General features: G+C 73.2%; 17 protein-coding genes and 3 tRNA genes. 15 read left to right on the top strand and 5 right to left on the bottom strand.

The features are described 5' to 3' along the window. The first annotated feature begins 2 nt into the window (after positions 1–2). From ACFY15_RS05200 to ACFY15_RS05175, 6 genes are all read left to right on the top strand, one after another. Positions 3–1,580: a NuoM family protein gene (locus tag ACFY15_RS05200; protein WP_390687584.1), complete on the top strand. Its 1,578-nt coding sequence runs from the start codon at positions 3–5 to the stop codon at positions 1,578–1,580. Further along, the gene (locus tag ACFY15_RS05195) at positions 1,577–3,118 is read left to right on the top strand and encodes an NADH-quinone oxidoreductase subunit N (protein WP_390825024.1); all 1,542 of its coding nucleotides are present in this window, start codon (positions 1,577–1,579) and stop codon (positions 3,116–3,118) included. Before ACFY15_RS05200 ends, ACFY15_RS05195 begins: the two co-directional genes overlap by 4 nt. A gap of 212 nt (positions 3,119–3,330) precedes the next feature. Beyond that, positions 3,331–4,194, top strand: coding sequence for a zinc metalloprotease HtpX (gene htpX / locus ACFY15_RS05190; RefSeq protein ID WP_390687586.1), 864 nt, complete (start codon positions 3,331–3,333; stop codon positions 4,192–4,194). Beyond that, the gene (locus ACFY15_RS05185) at positions 4,191–4,583 is read left to right on the top strand and encodes a YccF domain-containing protein (RefSeq protein ID WP_390687587.1); all 393 of its coding nucleotides are present in this window, start codon (positions 4,191–4,193) and stop codon (positions 4,581–4,583) included. The genes htpX and ACFY15_RS05185 overlap by 4 nt, the downstream gene beginning before the upstream one ends. Continuing rightward, positions 4,580–5,668: a hypothetical protein gene (locus tag ACFY15_RS05180; protein ID WP_390825023.1), complete on the top strand. Its 1,089-nt coding sequence runs from the start codon at positions 4,580–4,582 to the stop codon at positions 5,666–5,668. Before ACFY15_RS05185 ends, ACFY15_RS05180 begins: the two co-directional genes overlap by 4 nt. Positions 5,669–5,718: 50 nt before the next feature. After that, a complete protein-coding gene (locus tag ACFY15_RS05175; protein WP_390825022.1) occupies positions 5,719–6,234 on the top strand; it encodes an SMI1/KNR4 family protein in 516 nt (171 codons plus the stop codon). Between the two features lie 316 nt (positions 6,235–6,550). Here ACFY15_RS05175 and ACFY15_RS05170 read toward each other — a convergent pair whose 3' ends face one another. Further along, entirely contained in the window at positions 6,551–7,978 is a 1,428-nt protein-coding gene (locus ACFY15_RS05170) for a SulP family inorganic anion transporter (protein ID WP_390825021.1), read from the bottom strand. A gap of 230 nt (positions 7,979–8,208) precedes the next feature. Then, positions 8,209–8,697, bottom strand: a complete 489-nt coding sequence (locus tag ACFY15_RS05165; RefSeq protein ID WP_365152762.1) for a YajQ family cyclic di-GMP-binding protein — start codon at positions 8,695–8,697, stop codon at positions 8,209–8,211. Positions 8,698–8,901: 204 nt separating this feature from the next. Between ACFY15_RS05165 and ACFY15_RS05160 the strand changes: the two genes are divergently transcribed. Continuing rightward, positions 8,902–8,983: transfer RNA gene (locus tag ACFY15_RS05160), tRNA-Tyr, on the top strand. Between the two features lie 69 nt (positions 8,984–9,052). Here ACFY15_RS05160 and ACFY15_RS05155 read toward each other — a convergent pair. Further along, positions 9,053–9,556 (bottom strand): hypothetical protein, encoded by a 504-nt coding sequence (locus ACFY15_RS05155; RefSeq protein ID WP_390825020.1) that lies wholly within the window; start codon positions 9,554–9,556, stop codon positions 9,053–9,055. Between the two features lie 104 nt (positions 9,557–9,660). Between ACFY15_RS05155 and ACFY15_RS05150 the strand changes: the two genes are divergently transcribed. Next, the gene (locus ACFY15_RS05150) at positions 9,661–10,101 is read left to right on the top strand and encodes a DUF3574 domain-containing protein (RefSeq protein ID WP_390825019.1); all 441 of its coding nucleotides are present in this window, start codon (positions 9,661–9,663) and stop codon (positions 10,099–10,101) included. A 186-nt stretch (positions 10,102–10,287) separates the two neighbouring features. Here ACFY15_RS05150 and ACFY15_RS05145 read toward each other — a convergent pair whose 3' ends face one another. Further along, a complete protein-coding gene (locus ACFY15_RS05145) occupies positions 10,288–10,944 on the bottom strand; it encodes an SDR family oxidoreductase (protein ID WP_390825018.1) in 657 nt (218 codons plus the stop codon). A 55-nt stretch (positions 10,945–10,999) separates the two neighbouring features. Next, positions 11,000–12,454, bottom strand: coding sequence for an amidohydrolase family protein (locus ACFY15_RS05140; RefSeq protein WP_390825017.1), 1,455 nt, complete (start codon positions 12,452–12,454; stop codon positions 11,000–11,002). Between the two features lie 369 nt (positions 12,455–12,823). Here ACFY15_RS05140 and ACFY15_RS05135 point away from each other — a divergent pair. The 7 genes from ACFY15_RS05135 to ACFY15_RS05105 all read left to right on the top strand — a co-directional run bounded on the left by ACFY15_RS05135 (position 12,824) and on the right by ACFY15_RS05105 (position 16,517). After that, a tRNA-Thr gene (locus ACFY15_RS05135) sits at positions 12,824–12,896 on the top strand. 48 nt (positions 12,897–12,944) lie between these two features. After that, positions 12,945–13,020 (top strand) — tRNA-Met (locus ACFY15_RS05130). Between the two features lie 88 nt (positions 13,021–13,108). Next, on the top strand, positions 13,109–13,273 hold the full coding sequence (gene rpmG / locus ACFY15_RS05125) for a 50S ribosomal protein L33 (RefSeq protein WP_007265873.1): 165 nt from the start codon (positions 13,109–13,111) through the stop codon (positions 13,271–13,273). A 121-nt stretch (positions 13,274–13,394) separates the two neighbouring features. Then, positions 13,395–13,847, top strand: a complete 453-nt coding sequence (locus tag ACFY15_RS05120) for a MaoC family dehydratase N-terminal domain-containing protein (protein ID WP_042818570.1) — start codon at positions 13,395–13,397, stop codon at positions 13,845–13,847. 1 nt (position 13,848) lies between these two features. Next, positions 13,849–14,277, top strand: a complete 429-nt coding sequence (locus tag ACFY15_RS05115; RefSeq protein WP_390825016.1) for a MaoC family dehydratase — start codon at positions 13,849–13,851, stop codon at positions 14,275–14,277. A gap of 148 nt (positions 14,278–14,425) precedes the next feature. Continuing rightward, positions 14,426–15,007, top strand: a complete 582-nt coding sequence (locus ACFY15_RS05110) for a TetR/AcrR family transcriptional regulator (RefSeq protein ID WP_390687595.1) — start codon at positions 14,426–14,428, stop codon at positions 15,005–15,007. A gap of 82 nt (positions 15,008–15,089) precedes the next feature. After that, complete coding sequence (locus ACFY15_RS05105) at positions 15,090–16,517, top strand: DHA2 family efflux MFS transporter permease subunit (protein WP_390687596.1); 1,428 nt, start codon at positions 15,090–15,092, stop codon at positions 16,515–16,517. The last annotated feature ends 3 nt before the right edge of the window (positions 16,518–16,520 follow it).

The following is a 16,520-nucleotide window of genomic DNA, read 5'->3' as shown; positions in this document are numbered from 1 at the left end:
CCGTGATCGATATCAGCCCGTCCGTGATGCAGTTCCTTCTGGCGTTCATCGTGGCCGCACCGCTCCTCGGGGCCGTCGCGGCCCTCCTCCCGGCCCCGCCCGGGCTCAGGGGCAGGAGCCCCGAACAGGCCGTGCTCCGCCACGGCGTCACCCTCACCGGTGTCGTCCTCGCCGCGGCCGTCGCCCTCACCCTGGGCTTCGACCACGACACCCCGTCCCGCTTCCAGGCGACGACGGACATCAGCTGGATCCCGGCGTTGAACATCCGGATCCACCTCGGCGTCGACGGCATCTCGCTCCCCCTCCTCCTGATGACCGCGCTGCTGTTCTTCCTCTGCGCGGTGTACAGCTACTTCAAGCTCCCCGAGGGCCCCTCCCCGAAGGCCTTCGTGGCCCTGCTGCTCCTCCTCGAATGCGGCACCCTCGCGACCTTCGCCGTCCTCGACCTGATGCTGTTCTTCCTCGCGTTCGAGACGGTCCTCATCCCGATGTACTTCCTCATCGCCCGCTGGGGCGGTGCTCAGCGGCGTCCCGCCGCCTGGAAGTTCATCCTCTACACCCTCCTCGGCTCCGTGGTCATGCTCCTCGGACTGCTGCTGATCGGACTGAACAGCGGCACTTTCGACATGGTGGCACTCGCCTCTGACAACGGCCGCGGACTGGGGCACACCACCCAGATCCTGGCCGTCCTGGCCATCGGCCTCGGCCTCGCCGTCAAGGCCCCGATGTGGCCCCTGCACAGCTGGCTGCCCGACGCCCACACCGCCGCCCCCACCGCCGGCTCCGTGCTCCTCGCGGGCGTCCTGCTGAAGATGGGCACGTACGGGTTCGTCCGCATCCTGCTCCCCGCCGCCCCCGAGGGCATGCAGACCTTCGCCCCCTACCTCGGCGCCTTCGCCGCGGTCGGCATCGTCTACGGATCCCTCGCCTGCCTCGCGCTGACCCGCAAGGGCGCCAAGGGCGACCTCAAGCGTCTCATCGCGTACTCCTCCGTCGGCCACATGGGCTTCGTGCTCCTGGGCATCGCGACCATGACCCCCACGGGCGTCAACGGCGCGCTGTTCGCGAACATCGCCCACGGCCTGATCACCGGCCTTCTCTTCTTCCTGGTCGGCGCCCTCAAGGACCGCTACGGCAGCAGCGACCTCGACACCCTCGCCGGAGCCACCGGCGCCGCCCTCTACGGCCGCGCCCCCCGCCTCGGCGCGCTTCTGGCCTTCGCCGCCGTCGCCTCCCTCGGCCTGCCCGGCCTGGCCGGCTTCTGGGGCGAGATGCTGGCCCTGTTCGGCGCCTTCGACCCGGCCGCGGGCCTGTCCCGGCCGGCCTTCCTCACCTACATGGCACTCGGCGCGCTCGGCACCCTGCTCACCGCCGCCTACCTGCTGATCGTCGTGCGGCGCGTCTGCATGGGCGACCCCAAGGCCGGTCCCGCGCCGACCCTCGCGGACGTCCAGCACTACGAGTACGCCGCCTGGACCCCGCTCGTCGCCCTCACCGTCCTCGCCGGCCTGTGGCCCGCCACCCTCCTCGGCCTGACCGACCCGGCCGTCCAGAAGCTCCTCGCAGGAGGCAACGCATGACGGCCCTGACGGCCCTGGCCGCCGACACCCCCAGCCTGGTCCAGTCCGTCGACTGGCTCGCGATCACGCCCGTGGTCCTGCCCGCCGCCGTCGCCCTGGTCGTCCTGGTCGCCGACCTCTTCCTGCCCGAGGCCCGCAAGCCGGTCCTCGGCTGGATCTCGGTCGCCGGCCTGGCCGCCGCGACCGCCGCCCTGCTGCCGCTGCGCGCCGGCGACCGCGCCACCTTCTGCCTCACCGGCGACCCCGGCGCGTGCAGCTACACCGCCGACCACTTCGCGCTCGTCATCCAGTTCCTGGTGCTGGCCGGAGCCCTGGTCACCGCCCTGCTGTCGGTCACCGCCGTCCGCGAGGGCCGCATCCCGGCCGGCGAGTACTGGTTCCTGCTGCTCTCCTCCGCCGCCGGCGCGGCCCTGCTGCCCGCCTCCCGCGACCTCGCCACCCTGATCGTCGCCCTCGAGGTCGCCTCGCTGCCCGCCTTCGCCCTCGTCGGCATGCGCCGCGGCGACCGGATGTCCTCCGAGGCCGCGCTCAAGTTCTTCCTGTCCTCGGTCACCGCCACCGCCGTCTCCCTGATGGGCGTCAGCCTCGTCTACGCCGCCACCGGCTCCCTGCACCTGGTGCGGGTCGCCGACCGGCTGGCGGACGTCCCCGGACAGCTCGACGTCCTCGCCATGGCGGGCGTCGCCCTCACCCTCGTCGGCTTCGCCTTCAAGACCGCCGCCGTCCCCTTCCACTTCTGGGTCCCCGACACCTACGTGGGCGCCCCGCTGCCCGTCGCCGGCTACCTCTCGGTGATCGGCAAGGCCGTCGGCTTCACCGGCCTGATCCTCGTCACGGTGATCGCCTTCCCCGCGTACTCCGACGTCTGGGGCCCCGCACTGGCCGTGCTCGCCGCGCTCACCATGACGCTCGGCAACACCGCCGCCCTGCGCCAGTCCCCGGACCGCCCGCACAGCGCGGTGCGCCTGCTCGCCTGGTCCTCCGTCGGCCAGGCCGGCTACCTGCTGGTCCCGATCGCCGCGGCCGCCTACTCCGACCGCGACCAGATCGGCTCCACCGTCGCCTACGCGCTCATGTACGCCGCCGTGAACCTCGGCGCCTTCGCCGTCGCCGCGCTGGTCGCCCGGACCAGGCCGTTGCACCGCATCAGCGACTACCGCGGCCTGTACGCCGAGCGCCCCGCCGCCGCCCTGTCGCTGGCCTTCTTCCTGCTCTGTCTGGCCGGACTGCCGCCGGGCGTCATCGGCCTCTTCGCGAAGGTCACCGTCTTCCAGTCAGCCGTCGACGCCGGCCTCGGCTGGCTCGCCGTCCTCATGGCCGTCAACGTCGTCATCGCCCTGTACTACTACCTGCGCTGGACCTCCCTCCTCTTCCGCGCACCGGAGACCGCCGGGGAAGCGGGGGAGACGCCCGCCCGGGCCAAGGCCCCCTGGCCCGTCACGGCCGCCATCGCCCTCACCGCCGTGACGGCCCTGGTCCTCTCGGGCGCCCCGCAGCTGGTCCTGCGCTTCGCCGCCGGCTCCCTCTTCCCGCTGTAACCCGCCCGCCGCGCCCGCCCCGCCCGCCCCTCACCCGTACGGAGCAACCCCCGCCGCCGCCCCCGGACCGTGCCACCGGGGCGGCGGGGCCCCGTCGCGCCCGGGAACCAGACGGCCCCACCTCGCGTTGACCACGAAGGGAGGGTCCACTGGACCGAAGACCCTCAGATCCACGACGGGGCTCCCCTGACGCACCACTTGGAGGGCGAACCGTGCACCGCCGGCACAACGGGCTGAAGACCGCCGTACTCCTCGGCGGGATGTCCGCACTCATCATCCTCATCGGCAGCTTCTTCGGCCGGGGCGGCCTGATCATCGCCGTCCTCGTGGCCCTGGCGACGAACGCCTACGCGTACTGGAACAGCGACAAGCTGGCTCTCCGCGCGATGCGCGCACGGCCCGTCAGCGAGTTCGAGGCCCCCCAGCTCTACCGCATGGTCCGCGAGCTCTCCACGTCCGCGCGCCAGCCCATGCCCCGGCTCTACATCTCGCCGACCGAAGCCCCCAACGCCTTCGCCACCGGCCGCAATCCGCGCAACGCCGCCGTCTGCTGCACGGAGGGCATCCTGCGCATCCTCGACGAACGCGAGCTGCGCGGGGTCATCGGGCACGAGCTGAGCCACGTCTACAACCGCGACATCCTCATCTCGTCGGTGGCCGGAGCCCTCGCCTCCGTGATCATGTTCCTGGTGAACTTCGCCTGGCTGATCCCGGTCGGCCGCTCCGACGACGACGAGGGCCCCGGACTCATCGGCATGCTGCTGATCATGATCCTCGGCCCGCTGGCCGCCTCCGTGATCCAGCTCGCCATCAGCCGCTCGCGCGAGTACGAGGCGGACGCCTCCGGAGCCCAGCTCACCGGCGACCCGCTCGCCCTGGCCGGAGCCCTGCGCAAGCTCGACGCCGGCACCAAACAGCTTCCCCTGCCCCCCGAGCCCCGCCTGGAGACGGCGAGCCACATGATGATCGCCAACCCCTTCCGCCCGGGCCAGGGAATCTCCAAGCTGTTCTCGACACACCCCCCGATGGCCGAGCGCATCGCCCGGCTCGAACAGATGGCAGGACACAGCCAGTGAAAACCATCCTGAACGTCATTTGGCTCGTGCTCAGCGGGATCTGGCTCTTCCTCGGCTACTGCGTGGCCGGCCTGATCCTCTGCATCACCATCATCGGCATCCCCTTCGGCATAGCGGCCTTCCGCATCGCCGTCTACGCCCTCTGGCCCTTCGGCTACACCACCGTCGAGCGGCACGACGCGGGCGCGCCCTCCTGCATCGGCAACGTCCTGTGGCTGCTCCTGGCCGGCTGGTGGCTGGCGCTCGGCCACATCGCCACCGGAATCGCCCTCTGTGTCACGATCATCGGCATCCCCTTCGGCATCGCCAACTTCAAGATGGTCCCCCTCTCCCTGTTCCCGCTGGGCCGTGAAATCGTCCCCACGGACGCCCCCTTCGCCTCCCGGTGACGGCCCGCGCCCGCTTCGCCCTGTGGGGCGAGGACGAGGACCACGAGGAGGAGCGGCTGTGGGCCCTGTGCGAGGAGGCGGACAACCTCTTCGCCGACCCGCCGGAGCCCACCCGGCGCCACTACGAGCTGCTGGGCTGCGCCTTCGAGGAGGAGCCGCCGCCGGCGCTGGGATTCCTGGCCCTGAAGCCCCTCGACCGGCACGGCGACCCGCTGTGGGACTGGTACCTGGAGGACGCCCGCGTCCTCGCCACCCGCCCGTGCGCCCGTGACCTGTCGCGGCTGGACGTGACCATCGAGGCCGTGCGCTCCGGGCACCAGCCGGCATACCCGCAGAGGGCCGCCCTGTCGGTGGGCTTCAGCCTCTCCGACATCGACGACCGGCTCCTGGGCCGTTTCAGGGACCTCGCCGAGGTGCTCCCCGTCGAGGAGCCCGGTCCGCATCCCGTGCGCCTCCTCGGGTGCTCACTGCACGGCCCGCTGCGTGACGTGGTGGAGGGCCGCAGGCGGTACCTCGCCTACCGGCACCTCGACGCGCTGGACGACGCCGGGGAGGTCCTCACCCAGGCGGGGAACCCGAACATCGTCGCCTGGGAGCCGTCCCCGCGCGGGCCCGGCCTCTACGACCTGACCGTGCACATGGATCCCCAGCCGTCGGTCGCCGCGCGGATCTGGCCACTGTGGCGCGGGGGCCGCCCGGCCGTCCCCAACCTGTGGGCGCCGTTCGACCCCGCGGGCCGGGCCTGCTGGCTGGACCCGGCGGTGCACCACCGCACGGGCCCGGACCGCCCGGCCGGAGACACCTACCACCTCGACGGGCGGCACGTCACCGACTACGAGGGCTTCTTCTGCGCCCTCGGGGAGGCCGTCAACGGCCCCGGCGGATACTTCGGCCGCTGCCTCAACGGCGTCTCGGACGCCCTGGGCGGGGGATTCGGGGCGACCTGGCCGTTCACCCTCGTCTGGCACGACCACGAGACGGCCCGCCGCTGCCTCGGCGTACAGCCGCTGACCCTGCGCCCGGAGAGCTTCTCCGAACTGCTCGCCTTCCTGCGGGAGAAGCGCATCGAGGTCGTCCTGGCCTGAGTTGTCCACAGGTTCGGGCGGCTGTCGGTGCTCTGCGTCACCATGAACACATGGACGAGAACGAGCAGTTGCTGGAGCAAGTGACCGACCGCGTACGAGACTCCGTGCGCGAGCACGGAAGGTCCCTTCCCGTGCCCCTGGCGGAGGGGGAGACCGACCGGGCCGAGCGCGTCCTGGGCTTCGCCCCGCCGCCCCTGCTCGCCGCGCTGTACACACGCGTCGGCGACGGCGGATTCGGGCCCGAGTACGGACTGCTGCCGCTGCGTCAGGCCATAGCCGCGTACGAGGCGGGGCGCGCGTCGGACTGGGGGTGGCCGGAGGGCGTCCTGCCCGTGGCCGACCTCGGCTGCGCCCTGTACGCGTGCGTGGACTGCCGATCCGAGAGCGCTCAGGTCCTGCTCTTCGAGCCGAATCCGGGCGATCCCGACCTCGCCTGGTACCACCACTCCCCGAGCCTGGCGCGCTGGCTGCGCGACTGGCTCGACGGCGCCGGCTGGTTCCGCGAGGAGTGGAACGAGGGCGAGACGGAGCCGCGCCCCTGGGCGGATTTCAGCTCCCGGATCTGAACCGGCCCCGCACCCCGGGGGCCGCTGCGTCCGGCGCCAGGACCGCCGCGCCCGACACCGCCGAGCAGGACGCCACGCCGGCCGGCGGCAACACAGCCGGACAGCCCCGCCGCTGCCACGGTCCGACCCTTGACACCTGAACCGAGAGTCCGCGCGAAGACGTTCGCGATCGCGTAGGAGGCCGGCACTCCGAGGGCCGGAGCGGCCAGGAGCCCGCCGCCCGCCGCGCGCGCCGCCGGGGCGAGGGCGGCGAAGATGCCGGCGCCGACCATCGCGCCGAGCCCGACCACGACGGCCCAGTGGTCTGGTCAGAGCACTAGGCGACGCCCTCCCGGCCGGGGAGCGGCGTGCGCTTGAGCTCCCAGCTCTCCAGCGCGGTCAGACAGGCGTGGTCCAGGTGCCGCAGCCCGCTGAGGTCGAGCCGCACCGACGGTCCGTGCGGCAGCGCCTCCAGGGAGTCCAGCAGCTTGGGCAGCCGCAGGAAGCTGGCGTTCCCCACGATCCGCACACACAGCTCCTCGCCCTCCCAGACCTCCTCGACGTGGACGTGGGAGGTCTCCCAGGCGGCCTTGGCCACGGCGAGACCCAGCCCGACCAGCACCCCCTCGAAGAGGCTGGTCGCCAGGATCGAGACGGCCGTCACCACCAGCACCACCGCCTCGCCGCGGTGGGTCCGCCACAGCGTGGCCACCGCCCGCGCCGGCAGCAGCTTCCATCCCGCGTGCAGCAGCACCCCGGCCAGCGCCGCGAGCGGCACCACCTCCAGCACCTGCGGCAGCACCACGGCGAACAGCAGCAGCCAGGCGCCGTGCAGGATCCGGGACGCCCGCGTACGGGCCCCGGCCTCCACGTTCGCGGAGCTGCGCACGATGACCGCGGTCATCGGCAGGGCGCCGAGCAGCCCGCACACCGCGTTCCCGACGCCCTGGGCGACCAGCTCCCGGTCGTAGTCGGTGCGCGGCCCCTCGTGCATCCGGTCGACGGCGGCCGCGCTGAACAGGGTCTCGGCGGAGGCGATCAGCGCGAGCGCGACCACGGTCCCGACGGCCCCCAGCGAGGCCAGCGCGCCGACGTCCGACCAGCCCGGCGGTGCCACGGACTCCAGCACCCCCGTCACCCGGACGGTCTCCACCGGCAGCCGCAGCACCACGGCGGCGGCGGTGGCGGCCGCGACCCCGACCAGCGCCCCCGGAACGATGCGCAGCCGCGCCGGCACCCGCCGCCACAGCACCAGGACCGCGATGGTCCCCGACCCGAGCGCCACGGCGGCCCAGTCGGCCCGCGTCCCGAGCTCGTGCACCCCGCCCAGCTTGGCGAGGGTCTCCCCGGGGGCCTTCACCCCGCCGAGGGCGTAGAGCTGCCCGGCGATCAGCACCAGGCCGATCCCGGCCAGCATCCCGTGCACCACGGCCAGGGAGATCGCCCGGAACCACCGCCCGAGCCGCAGCGCACCCAGGCCCAGCTGCACCAGGCCGGCGGCCAGCACCAGGACCCCCAGCGCCGGCAGGCCGTAGGCGTCCACGGCCTCGTAGACCAGGACGGTCAGCCCGGCGGCGGGCCCGCTGACCTGGAGCGCGCTGCCCCGGAACCAGCCGGTGACCAGCCCGCCCACCACCCCGGTGACGATCCCCAGCTCGGCGGGCACGCCGGAGGCGACGGCGACTCCCACGCAGAGGGGGAGCGCCACCAGCGCGACGACGACGGACGCCCCGAGGTCCGCCCGGAATGTGCCGGCCCCAGGCATGCGGTAACCCCCTTGTGAACGCGGTCACGGACGTCACCCAGCCTGTGGGGCGCGCCCGGCCGCGCCCAGTGGCCACCGGGGGGGCCGGGCGGGAGCGTGCGCCGCTCACGCCCGGCACACACCACGGGCGCCGAAACGGCGAAGGGCACAACGCGGGCGCCCGCCGGGAAGGCCCCGGCGATCCGCCCCCGTTGTGCCCCACGGGGTCCGATCGGCGACGTACGCGCAGGTCAGCGGTAGTTCACGAACTGGATGGCGAAGTCCAGGTCCTTGCCCTTGAGCAGGGCCTGGACGGCCTGGAGGTCGTCACGGCTCTTGGAGCTGACGCGCAGCTCCTCGCCCTGGACCTGGGCCTTGACGCCCTTGGGGCCCTCGTCACGGATCATCTTCGCGACCTTCTTGGCGTTCTCCTGGGAGATGCCCTCCTCGATGGAAGCGAAGATCTTGTATTCCTTGCCGGACAGCTGCGGCTCGCCGGCGTCCAGCGCCTTCAGCGAGATCCCGCGCTTGACCAGCTTGGTCTCGAACACGTCGAGGACGGCCTTGACGCGGTCCTCGGAGTTCGCCTCCATCAGGATCTTGTCGCCGGACCAGGCGATCGAGGCGCCGGTGCCCTTGAAGTCGTAGCGCTGCGACAGTTCCTTGGCGGCCTGGTTGAGGGCGTTGTCGACCTCCTGCCGCTCGACCTTCGAGACGATGTCGAAACTGGAGTCGGCCATGTGCTGTGGCTCCTTGAAATCGGCTGCGGTGGGCCCCGGAGGGCCGCGGCCGGACATCCCCGGACCGCTCCGCAAAGCCTAGCCACCGCACCCGGGTGAACGGCTGATCAATCCGGTGGCGAAGCACCCCCGCACATCAGGTATCGTTTACGTCGTTGCCAGGGAACGACGCCGAAAGGCGGAGGGATCCGGGCGACATCCCATGGCGGTGTGCCCGAGTGGCCAATGGGAGCGGACTGTAAATCCGTCGGCTTAGCCTACCCAGGTTCGAATCCTGGCGCCGCCACGCGAGTGGAACCCCCGTTCATCTGCGGAAACGCGGAGGGCGGGGGTTTCTTCGCATGGTCCGGACGGACTAGGGGGCCGTCACCGTCAGGTGGTAGGTCGTGTCGACCCAGAAGCCGTTCGCCGCCGCCGCCTCGATCTCCAGGACGAACTGGCCCGCCGGGAGCGGCTCCAGGGCGCACCACAGCCCCCAGGCCACCTGCGGTATCCCCCGCACAGGGAAGGGCCTCGAGGTGAACTCGCGCAGGGGCAACGGCGAGCTGTTCAGGGCCGCCGAGGCCCGCGTCGTCTCCAGCCGCCACGGCTTCGTCAGGAACGGGATCGCCGGGCGCCTGGTGTTCAGCACCGGGAAGAACAGCGGACGGCCGGTCGGGACGCTGCAGCGGCGCACCACCCGTCCGCCGTGGGTGCCCGCCAGGAACCACAGGTCCCCGGGCTGCCTCCGCCCGGCGTAGGCGCCGGTCGCGTCCGCCACCGGGCTCTCGTCCTCCGGGGCCGACAGCGCCCACCTCCACCACCGGGCCGCTAGCCGGCCGCCCTCCGCCGCGTCGACCCGCCAGTTCCCGTCGCCCATGCCGCGCCCCGGTCCCCCGTACGGCCGCCCCCTGCGGCCGGATTCCGGGTGACCCTATCGGCCCCCGCCGCGCACCGAACCGGGCGGCCTGTCGTTCACGGGGCGTGAAACGGACTTCGGACACACGCGGAAAGACCGGGGGCGGCGTCCTGCTCGCCCTGCTCGGCGCCGGCCTCCCGGCCCTGGTCGGGGCGGCCCTGCACAGCCACGCGGGGGAGCCGTACCGGGAGACGCGGTTGTCCTTCGGCACCCAGCGGCCGGACGGCCGCCCGCCCGTCGCGAAGGCGGAGTTCATGCGCTTCCTGGACCGCGAGGTCACCCCGGACTTCCCCGAGGGCCTCACCCTCCGGGACGGGTACGGCCAACGGCGCGGCGAGGACGGCACGATCGTCCGCGAAGCCTCGTACGACGTCGTCCTGCTCTACCCCGAGAAGGAGGCGGACGAGCGCGGCGCCCGCGTCGAGCGGATCCGGCGGGCCTACGAGAAGCAGTTCCGGCAGGACTCCGTGGGGCGCTCCGACGACGAGGTGGAGGCCGGGTTCTGACCCCCGCCCGCACGGGGATTGACGGGCCGTCGCGCCCACGGTCCCGGGCGGCGGCGGCCACCGGCCGCGTCCCCGGACACCGACGGCGCTTCTGCTGCCGGCAGCCGACGCAGCCTCTGCCCCCCGGATGGCCGACGCAGCCCCTGCCCCGGTGGCCGACGGCGCCCCCGTCCCGGGCCGGGCTCCTCAGTTGCCGGCCACGTCCTTCACGGCGACCGAGACCGGTGTCGAGCCCGACAGGAGCTCCAGCGTCAGGCCGGCCGTGGCCGGGGTCTCGACCAGCTCCGCCAGCACCGCCGCGACGTCGTCGCGCGTCACACTGCCCGGCCCGGTACGCGCCTCCAGCCGGACCAGACCCGTACCCGGGTCGTCGGTCAGCACCCCCGGGCGCACGATCGTCCACTCCAGACCGAGCCGGGTGCGCAGGTGGTCGTCGGCCTCGCCCTTCGCCCGCAGGTACTCGTCGAAGACCTCGTCCCCCTCGTGCCGCGCGTTCGACCCCATCGTCGAGACCATCAGGAAGCGGCGCACCCGGGCCCGTTCGGCGGCGTCGGCGAACAGCAGCGCCGCGTCCCGGTCCACGGTCCGCTTGCGTGCCGGACCGCTGCCGGGGCCGGCGCCTGCGGCGAACACCGCCACGTCCGCGCCCTGGAGGATCCCCGCCACGTGCTCGACGGTGGCCGACTCCAGGTCGCACAGGACCGGTTCGGCGTCGACCGCGCGCAGATCGGCTCCCTGCCCGGGATCCCGGATGATCCCGGCGACCTCGAACCCGCGCGCGGCGAGCAGGCGCTCCAGCCGCAGCGCGATCCGACCGTGTCCACCCGCGATGACGATGCGCATGTCCCGACCGTACGACGACCCGGGCGCCCCCGCCCGCGAACGGCCGGGGAATCCCTCAGGGGCCGGGCTCCGCCCGGCCCTGCCGGGGCAGGTCCAGGGCCACCGCGACCGCCGAGTCGCAGTACTCGCGCACGGCACTCGTCCGGGCTACCACCCGGCCCCGGTGGATCACGATCCGGCTGTAGGCCAGCGACAGCACCCCGGCGATCCGCTCCCCGCGCACGGCGAGCAGCTCCGCCGGGAAGCCGGCCTCCACCCGCACCTCCGGCAGGGCCATCGCCTCCCGGGCGGCGGCGCTGACCGCCGCGTACGCCTCGGCGGCGCGCAGCCCGCCCTGGGAGGCCAGCAGGAATGCGGCTTCGAGCGGGTCGCCCCGTCCGACCGGGTTGCCCGCGTCCCGCAGCGCCCCGCTCCCGGCCGCGACCCGGACCCCGGCGGCCCGCAGGAGGCGCACCGGGGCGGTGCGCAGCCCCCGGCGCTCCAGCGCGGCGCAGTCGCCCTGGGGCAGGCAGGTGACCCGTACGCCGGCCGCCGCGAGCTGGTCGGCGGCGCGGGAGGCGGCCTCCAGCGGCAGCCGGGACAGGCCGCCGCAGGGGCCGATGGTCACTCCGGGCCGCAGCCCGCCGGCCATCGCCGCGAGCCGGGCGAGGCGGCCGGGGTCGTCACCGTCCGTGTGCAGGTCCACGGGGCAGCCGTGCTCGGCGGCCAGCTCCAGGACCGCCTCGACGAAGCCCGTCGGATCGGGGTCCAGGTCGGGACAGCCGCCGATCACCGAGGCGCCCATCTTGACGGCGTCGCGCAGCATCGCGAGCCCGTCGGCCCCGGCGACGCCGGTCAGCAGCCGGGGCACGGCCACCGTGGTCAGGTCGGTGAGCCCCCGCAGGGAGCGGCGGGCCTGGAGAGAGGCCTCCATCGGGCCGAGCCCGTGCACGTCGCCGATCCGGACGTGGGAGCGAACGGCCGTGGCGCCGTGCCCGAGCTGGAGCAGCGCCGCCTCGGTGGCCCGGCGCTGCACCTCGTCGCGGGCGTACGAGACGGGCCCCTCGCCGTCGGCGGTCAGGGCGGTGTCCCCGTGGGCGTGGGGCTCGGCCGGGGCGGGCAGGAGCAGGTAGCCGCGCAGGTCGACCCGGGCCAGGGGCGGGGCGGGGAGGCTGCCAGCGGTGCCGACGGCCTGGATGCGGCCCCCGCTGAGCCGGACGTCGACGGTGCGGCCGTCGGTGAGCCGGGCCCCGGTGAGCAGGAGCCCCGTGGCCTCGGGGGCCGCGCCGCCGGCGGGAGCGCGGCCCGGGGTACGCCCGGGGCCGTCGGCCGGACCGCGTACCGGGCCGCCCGCGGAGCCCCGGCCCGGGCCCCCGGCACCCCGGGGCGGGCCTCCCGCTGAGCCCTTGGGCGGGCCTCCGCCAGGTCCCCCTCCAGGCCCTCCTCCGGGACCGCCGGCGGAGGACCCGGACGGGTTGCCCGCCGGATTGCGCGGGGAGGGGGACGGCTGCTGCGGCTGGCTGTCGGACATCGCGCTCCTGCGGTGGCTCGGGCGGTTCCTGTGCCGTGGCCGCAGCCCGCGGCCCAAGATCACGCAGCGTGCTCAGAGCCTAGGGCGCAGGGCTCCCCGGTTCGGGGAAGAGCGCAATAGTCGTACCGGTGTGGTGCCCGCGCGCTCCGGAGCGTCCGGTCACGCCCGCGTGCGTCCCGGAAAGGCGGGCGGGGCGCCCGGGGCCGGGGAAGTGGGAGGTGTCGCTGTGACCCCGGCCACAAAAAGGCCCGAAAATGCTCCGGGAGAGGCCCGCGGCGGTTCGGGGAAGATCTGCGGAGGCCTTCCGAGGCCAGTCCCCCCAAAGGATTTGGGCGATCGGCGCGCAACCGTGTAATGTCTTCCTCGCTCGCCCCAATAGCTCAGTCGGTAGAGCGTCTCCATGGTAAGGAGAAGGTCTGCGGTTCGATTCCGCATTGGGGCTCTGGTGAGAGAGGTTCCCCGCCCTCGGGCGGGGAACGGATCTCATCAAAGCGGCGTAGCTCAGTCGGTAGAGCAAGCGGCTCATAATCGCTGTGTCACCGGTTCAAGTCCGGTCGCCGCTACCACACCCAGTAGCCGATTGCGGGGTCGGTCTCCCGATCGGCTACTCTTTTATGCGTTCATCCGTCCCATAGTCCGTCAAGGAGCACTCACGTGGCTGCCACCGACGTCCGCCCGAAGATCACGCTGGCCTGCGTGGAGTGCAAGGAGCGGAACTACATCACCAAGAAGAACCGGCGTAACAACCCGGACCGCATGGAGATGAAGAAGCACTGCCCGCGCTGCAACTCGCACACCGCGCACCGCGAGACCCGCTGATCACTGGCGAAGTCTCCGCACAGGCACCGTCACGAGGTCGTCCCCTTCCAGGGGGGCGGCCTCGTGTCGTTTCCGCACCCTTTCCTTGATCCGGAGTCCCTTCAGCAGGAGGTAGTGAGCCATGGCACTCGACCAGACCTTCGTGGGGCGGACGTACCCGCCCACCGAGCCGTACGAGGTCGGCCGGGAGAAGATCCGCGAATTCGCGGTCGCGGTGGGCGACGCGAATCCCGTCTACACCGACCCCGAGGCCGCCAAGGCGCTCGGCCACCAGGACGTGATCGCCCCGCCGACCTTCGTGTTCGCCATCACTTTCGCGGCGGCCGGCCAGGTCGTCGAGGACCCGCAGCTGGGCCTGGACTACAGCCGCGTCGTGCACGGCGACCAGAAGTTCGCCTACGTCCGCCCCGTGCGCGCGGGCGACCGGCTGACCGTCACCTCGACCATCGAGGCCGTGAAGTCGCTCGCCGGCAACGACATCATCGACATCCGCGGCGAAGTCCACGACGAGTCCGGCGAGCACGTGGTGACCGCGTGGACCAAGCTCGTGTCCCGCGCCCCCGAGGAGGCCTGAGATGACCGCGCAGATCCAGTACGCCGACGTCGAGGTCGGCACCGAGCTCCCGGCGGCGTCCTTCCCCGTGACCCGCGCCACGCTCGTCCGCTACGCGGGGGCCTCGGGCGACTTCAACCCGATCCACTGGAACGAGAAGTTCGCCAAGGAGGTCGGGCTGCCGGACGTCATCGCGCACGGCATGTTCACCATGGCCGAGGCGATCCGCGTCGTGACCGACTGGGTCGGCGACCCGGGCGCGGTCGTCGAGTACGGCGTCCGCTTCACCAAGCCGGTCGTGGTCCCGAACGACGACCAGGGTGCGCTGATCGAGGTCACCGGCAAGGTCGCGCAGAAGCTGGACGACAACCGCGTGCGGGTCGACCTGACGGCGATGAGCGCCGGTCAGAAGGTCCTGGGCATGTCCCGCGCGGTGGTCAGGCTGGCCTGAGCGGCCGCCTGCCCGACGGGCCGAGGCGCGGGGGGCGACCCCCGCGCCCCCGCGCCCCCTCGGGCCCCTCGCGCCCCGTCGGGCCCGGTCTCCTGGCCGCGCGCCGGACCCCTTGACCAAGTTAGTGATTGAGTACTAACTTCATTGCATGGCAAGGATGAGTGCGGACGAGCGGCGTGAGAGCGTCATCCGCGCCGCGATCCACGAGTTCGCGCGCGGCGGCTATCACGGGACCTCCACCGAGGCCATCGCCCAGCGGGTCGGGGTCTCGCAGCCGTACCTCTTCCGTCTCTTCCCGGGCAAGAAGGCCATCTTCCTGGCCGCGGCCGGGCGGTGCCTGGAGAGCACCCGCAGGGTGTTCGCCGAGGCCGCCGACGGACTGCACGGCGAGGAGGCCCGCGCCGCCATGGGCGAGGCGTACGTCCGCCTGATCGCCGAGGAGCCGGCGATGCTCCAGATGCAGCTCCAGATGTACGTCACCGTGGCCGCCGCCGAGGCCGCCGGCGACCACGAGCTCGGCGAGCTCGTACGGGCCGGCTGGCTGGAGCTGTGGGACACCGTCCGGATCCCGCTCGGCGGGGACGTCCAGGAGGTCACGGCCTTCATGGCGCAGGGGATGCTCATCAACACCCTGTCCGCCATGGGGTTCCCCTCCGGCCACCGGATCTGGGACGGGTTCCCGGGCGGCGTGGACGAGGCGGCCGGGGCGGGCGGCGGCTGCGGGGAGTGAGGCGCGGGGCCTGCGCGGCCCCGCATCCTTCTGCCCATCAAAGTTAGTCAGCAATAACTAACAAACCAGTCCAGGGGGAAGCATGACCCAGCAGAAACTCGGACCGTCCGCGGTCTGGGCACTCGTCCTCACCGGCGCCGCCAGTTTCATGGCCGCCCTCGACAACCTCGTCGTCACCACCGCCCTCCCCGCCATCCGCGCCGACCTCGGCGGCAGGCTGGAGGACCTGGAGTGGACGGTGAACGCCTACACCCTGACTTTCGCCGTCCTGCTGATGTTCGGCTCCGCCCTCGGCGACCGCTTCGGCCGCCGCCGGCTCTTCACCGCCGGCCTCGCGCTCTTCACCGCCGCTTCCGCGGCCGCCGCCCTCTCCCCGGACATAGGCCGGCTCATCGCCGCCCGCGCGGTCCAGGGCGCCGGAGCCGCCGTGATGATGCCGCTCAGCCTCACCCTCCTCACCGCCGCCGTCCCCGCCGCCCGGCGCGGCACGGCCCTCGGGATCTACGGCGCCGTCACCGGCCTGGCCGTCGCGAGCGGCCCCCTCATCGGCGGCAGTCTCACCGAACACATCTCCTGGCAGTGGATCTTCTGGCTGAACGTGCCCGTCGGCCTCGCCCTGCTCCCGCTCGCCCGCCTGCGCCTGGACGAGTCCGCCGTCCCCGGCGCCCGGCTCGACGTCCCCGGCACCCTCCTCATCAGCGGCGGCCTCTTCGGCATCGTCTACGGCCTGGTCAACGCCAACGCCCACGGCTGGACCAGCGCCCCCGTCCTCACCGGCCTCCTCGCCGGCAGCGCCCTCGTCGGCGGCTTCGTCCACCACGGATTCCGGAGCGCCGACCCCGTCCTGCCCATGCGGCTCTTCCGCGACCGCGGCTTCCTCGGGATCAACCTCGCCAGCCTGCTGATGTACCTCGGCATGTTCGGGTCGATCTTCCTGCTCAGCCAGTTCCTCCAGGGCGTCGCCGGCTACTCGCCCACCGAGGCGGGCCTGCGCATGCTCCCCTGGACCGGCATGGGGATCATCGTCGCCCCGCTCGCCGGGATCCTCGCCGACCGGATCGGCGGCCGCCCCGTCGTCGCCGCGGGCCTCACCCTCCAGGCCCTCGGCCTCGGCTGGTTCGCCCTCGTCCTGAACCCCGGCGTCTCCTACGCCGCCCAGCTCCCGGCCCTCGTCCTCAGCGGGATCGGCATGTCCCTGTACTTCGCACCGGCCAACCACATGCTCATGTCCACCGTGGCCCCCGCCGACCAGGGCAGGGCCTCCGGCACCAACAACGCCCTCCGCGAGGTCGGAGGCGCCCTCGGCGTGGCCGTCCTCGCCTCCGTCTTCTCCGCCCACGGCGGCTACCGGACCCCGCAGACCTTCACCGACGGCACCGTCCCCGCCCTGTGGATCGGCGCCGCCGCCGTCGCCCTGGCCGCCGCCCTGACCCTGCTGCTCCCGCGCCGGACCAGGACCGCCCCCGCCCCCACCGCGGACCCGGCCCCCGCCCCGGCCCACGCCGCCTGACCG

It is taken from the genome of Streptomyces sp. NPDC001373, assembly GCF_042895815.1.
Lineage (GTDB): Bacteria > Actinomycetota > Actinomycetes > Streptomycetales > Streptomycetaceae > Streptomyces.
The sequence above is the reverse complement of the archived record's forward strand: the minus strand, read 5'-3'. Positions and strand labels throughout refer to the sequence as shown.

Bases quoted from the DNA above. Each gene is read 5' to 3' on its own strand.
- ACFY15_RS05195 (WP_390825024.1), top strand. From the start codon at position 1,577: ATGACGGCCCTGACGGCCCTGGCCGCCGACACCCCCAGCCTGGTCCAG.
- ACFY15_RS05175 (WP_390825022.1), top strand. From the start codon at position 5,719: ATGGACGAGAACGAGCAGTTGCTGGAGCAAGTGACCGACCGCGTACGA.
- ACFY15_RS05170 (WP_390825021.1), bottom strand. From the start codon at position 7,978: ATGCCTGGGGCCGGCACATTCCGGGCGGACCTCGGGGCGTCCGTCGTC.
- ACFY15_RS05165 (WP_365152762.1), bottom strand. From the start codon at position 8,697: ATGGCCGACTCCAGTTTCGACATCGTCTCGAAGGTCGAGCGGCAGGAG.
- ACFY15_RS05155 (WP_390825020.1), bottom strand. From the start codon at position 9,556: ATGGGCGACGGGAACTGGCGGGTCGACGCGGCGGAGGGCGGCCGGCTA.
- ACFY15_RS05145 (WP_390825018.1), bottom strand. From the start codon at position 10,944: ATGCGCATCGTCATCGCGGGTGGACACGGTCGGATCGCGCTGCGGCTG.
- ACFY15_RS05140 (WP_390825017.1), bottom strand. From the start codon at position 12,454: ATGTCCGACAGCCAGCCGCAGCAGCCGTCCCCCTCCCCGCGCAATCCG.
- ACFY15_RS05120 (WP_042818570.1), top strand. From the start codon at position 13,395: ATGGCACTCGACCAGACCTTCGTGGGGCGGACGTACCCGCCCACCGAG.
- ACFY15_RS05115 (WP_390825016.1), top strand. From the start codon at position 13,849: ATGACCGCGCAGATCCAGTACGCCGACGTCGAGGTCGGCACCGAGCTC.
- ACFY15_RS05110 (WP_390687595.1), top strand. From the start codon at position 14,426: ATGGCAAGGATGAGTGCGGACGAGCGGCGTGAGAGCGTCATCCGCGCC.
- ACFY15_RS05105 (WP_390687596.1), top strand. From the start codon at position 15,090: ATGACCCAGCAGAAACTCGGACCGTCCGCGGTCTGGGCACTCGTCCTC.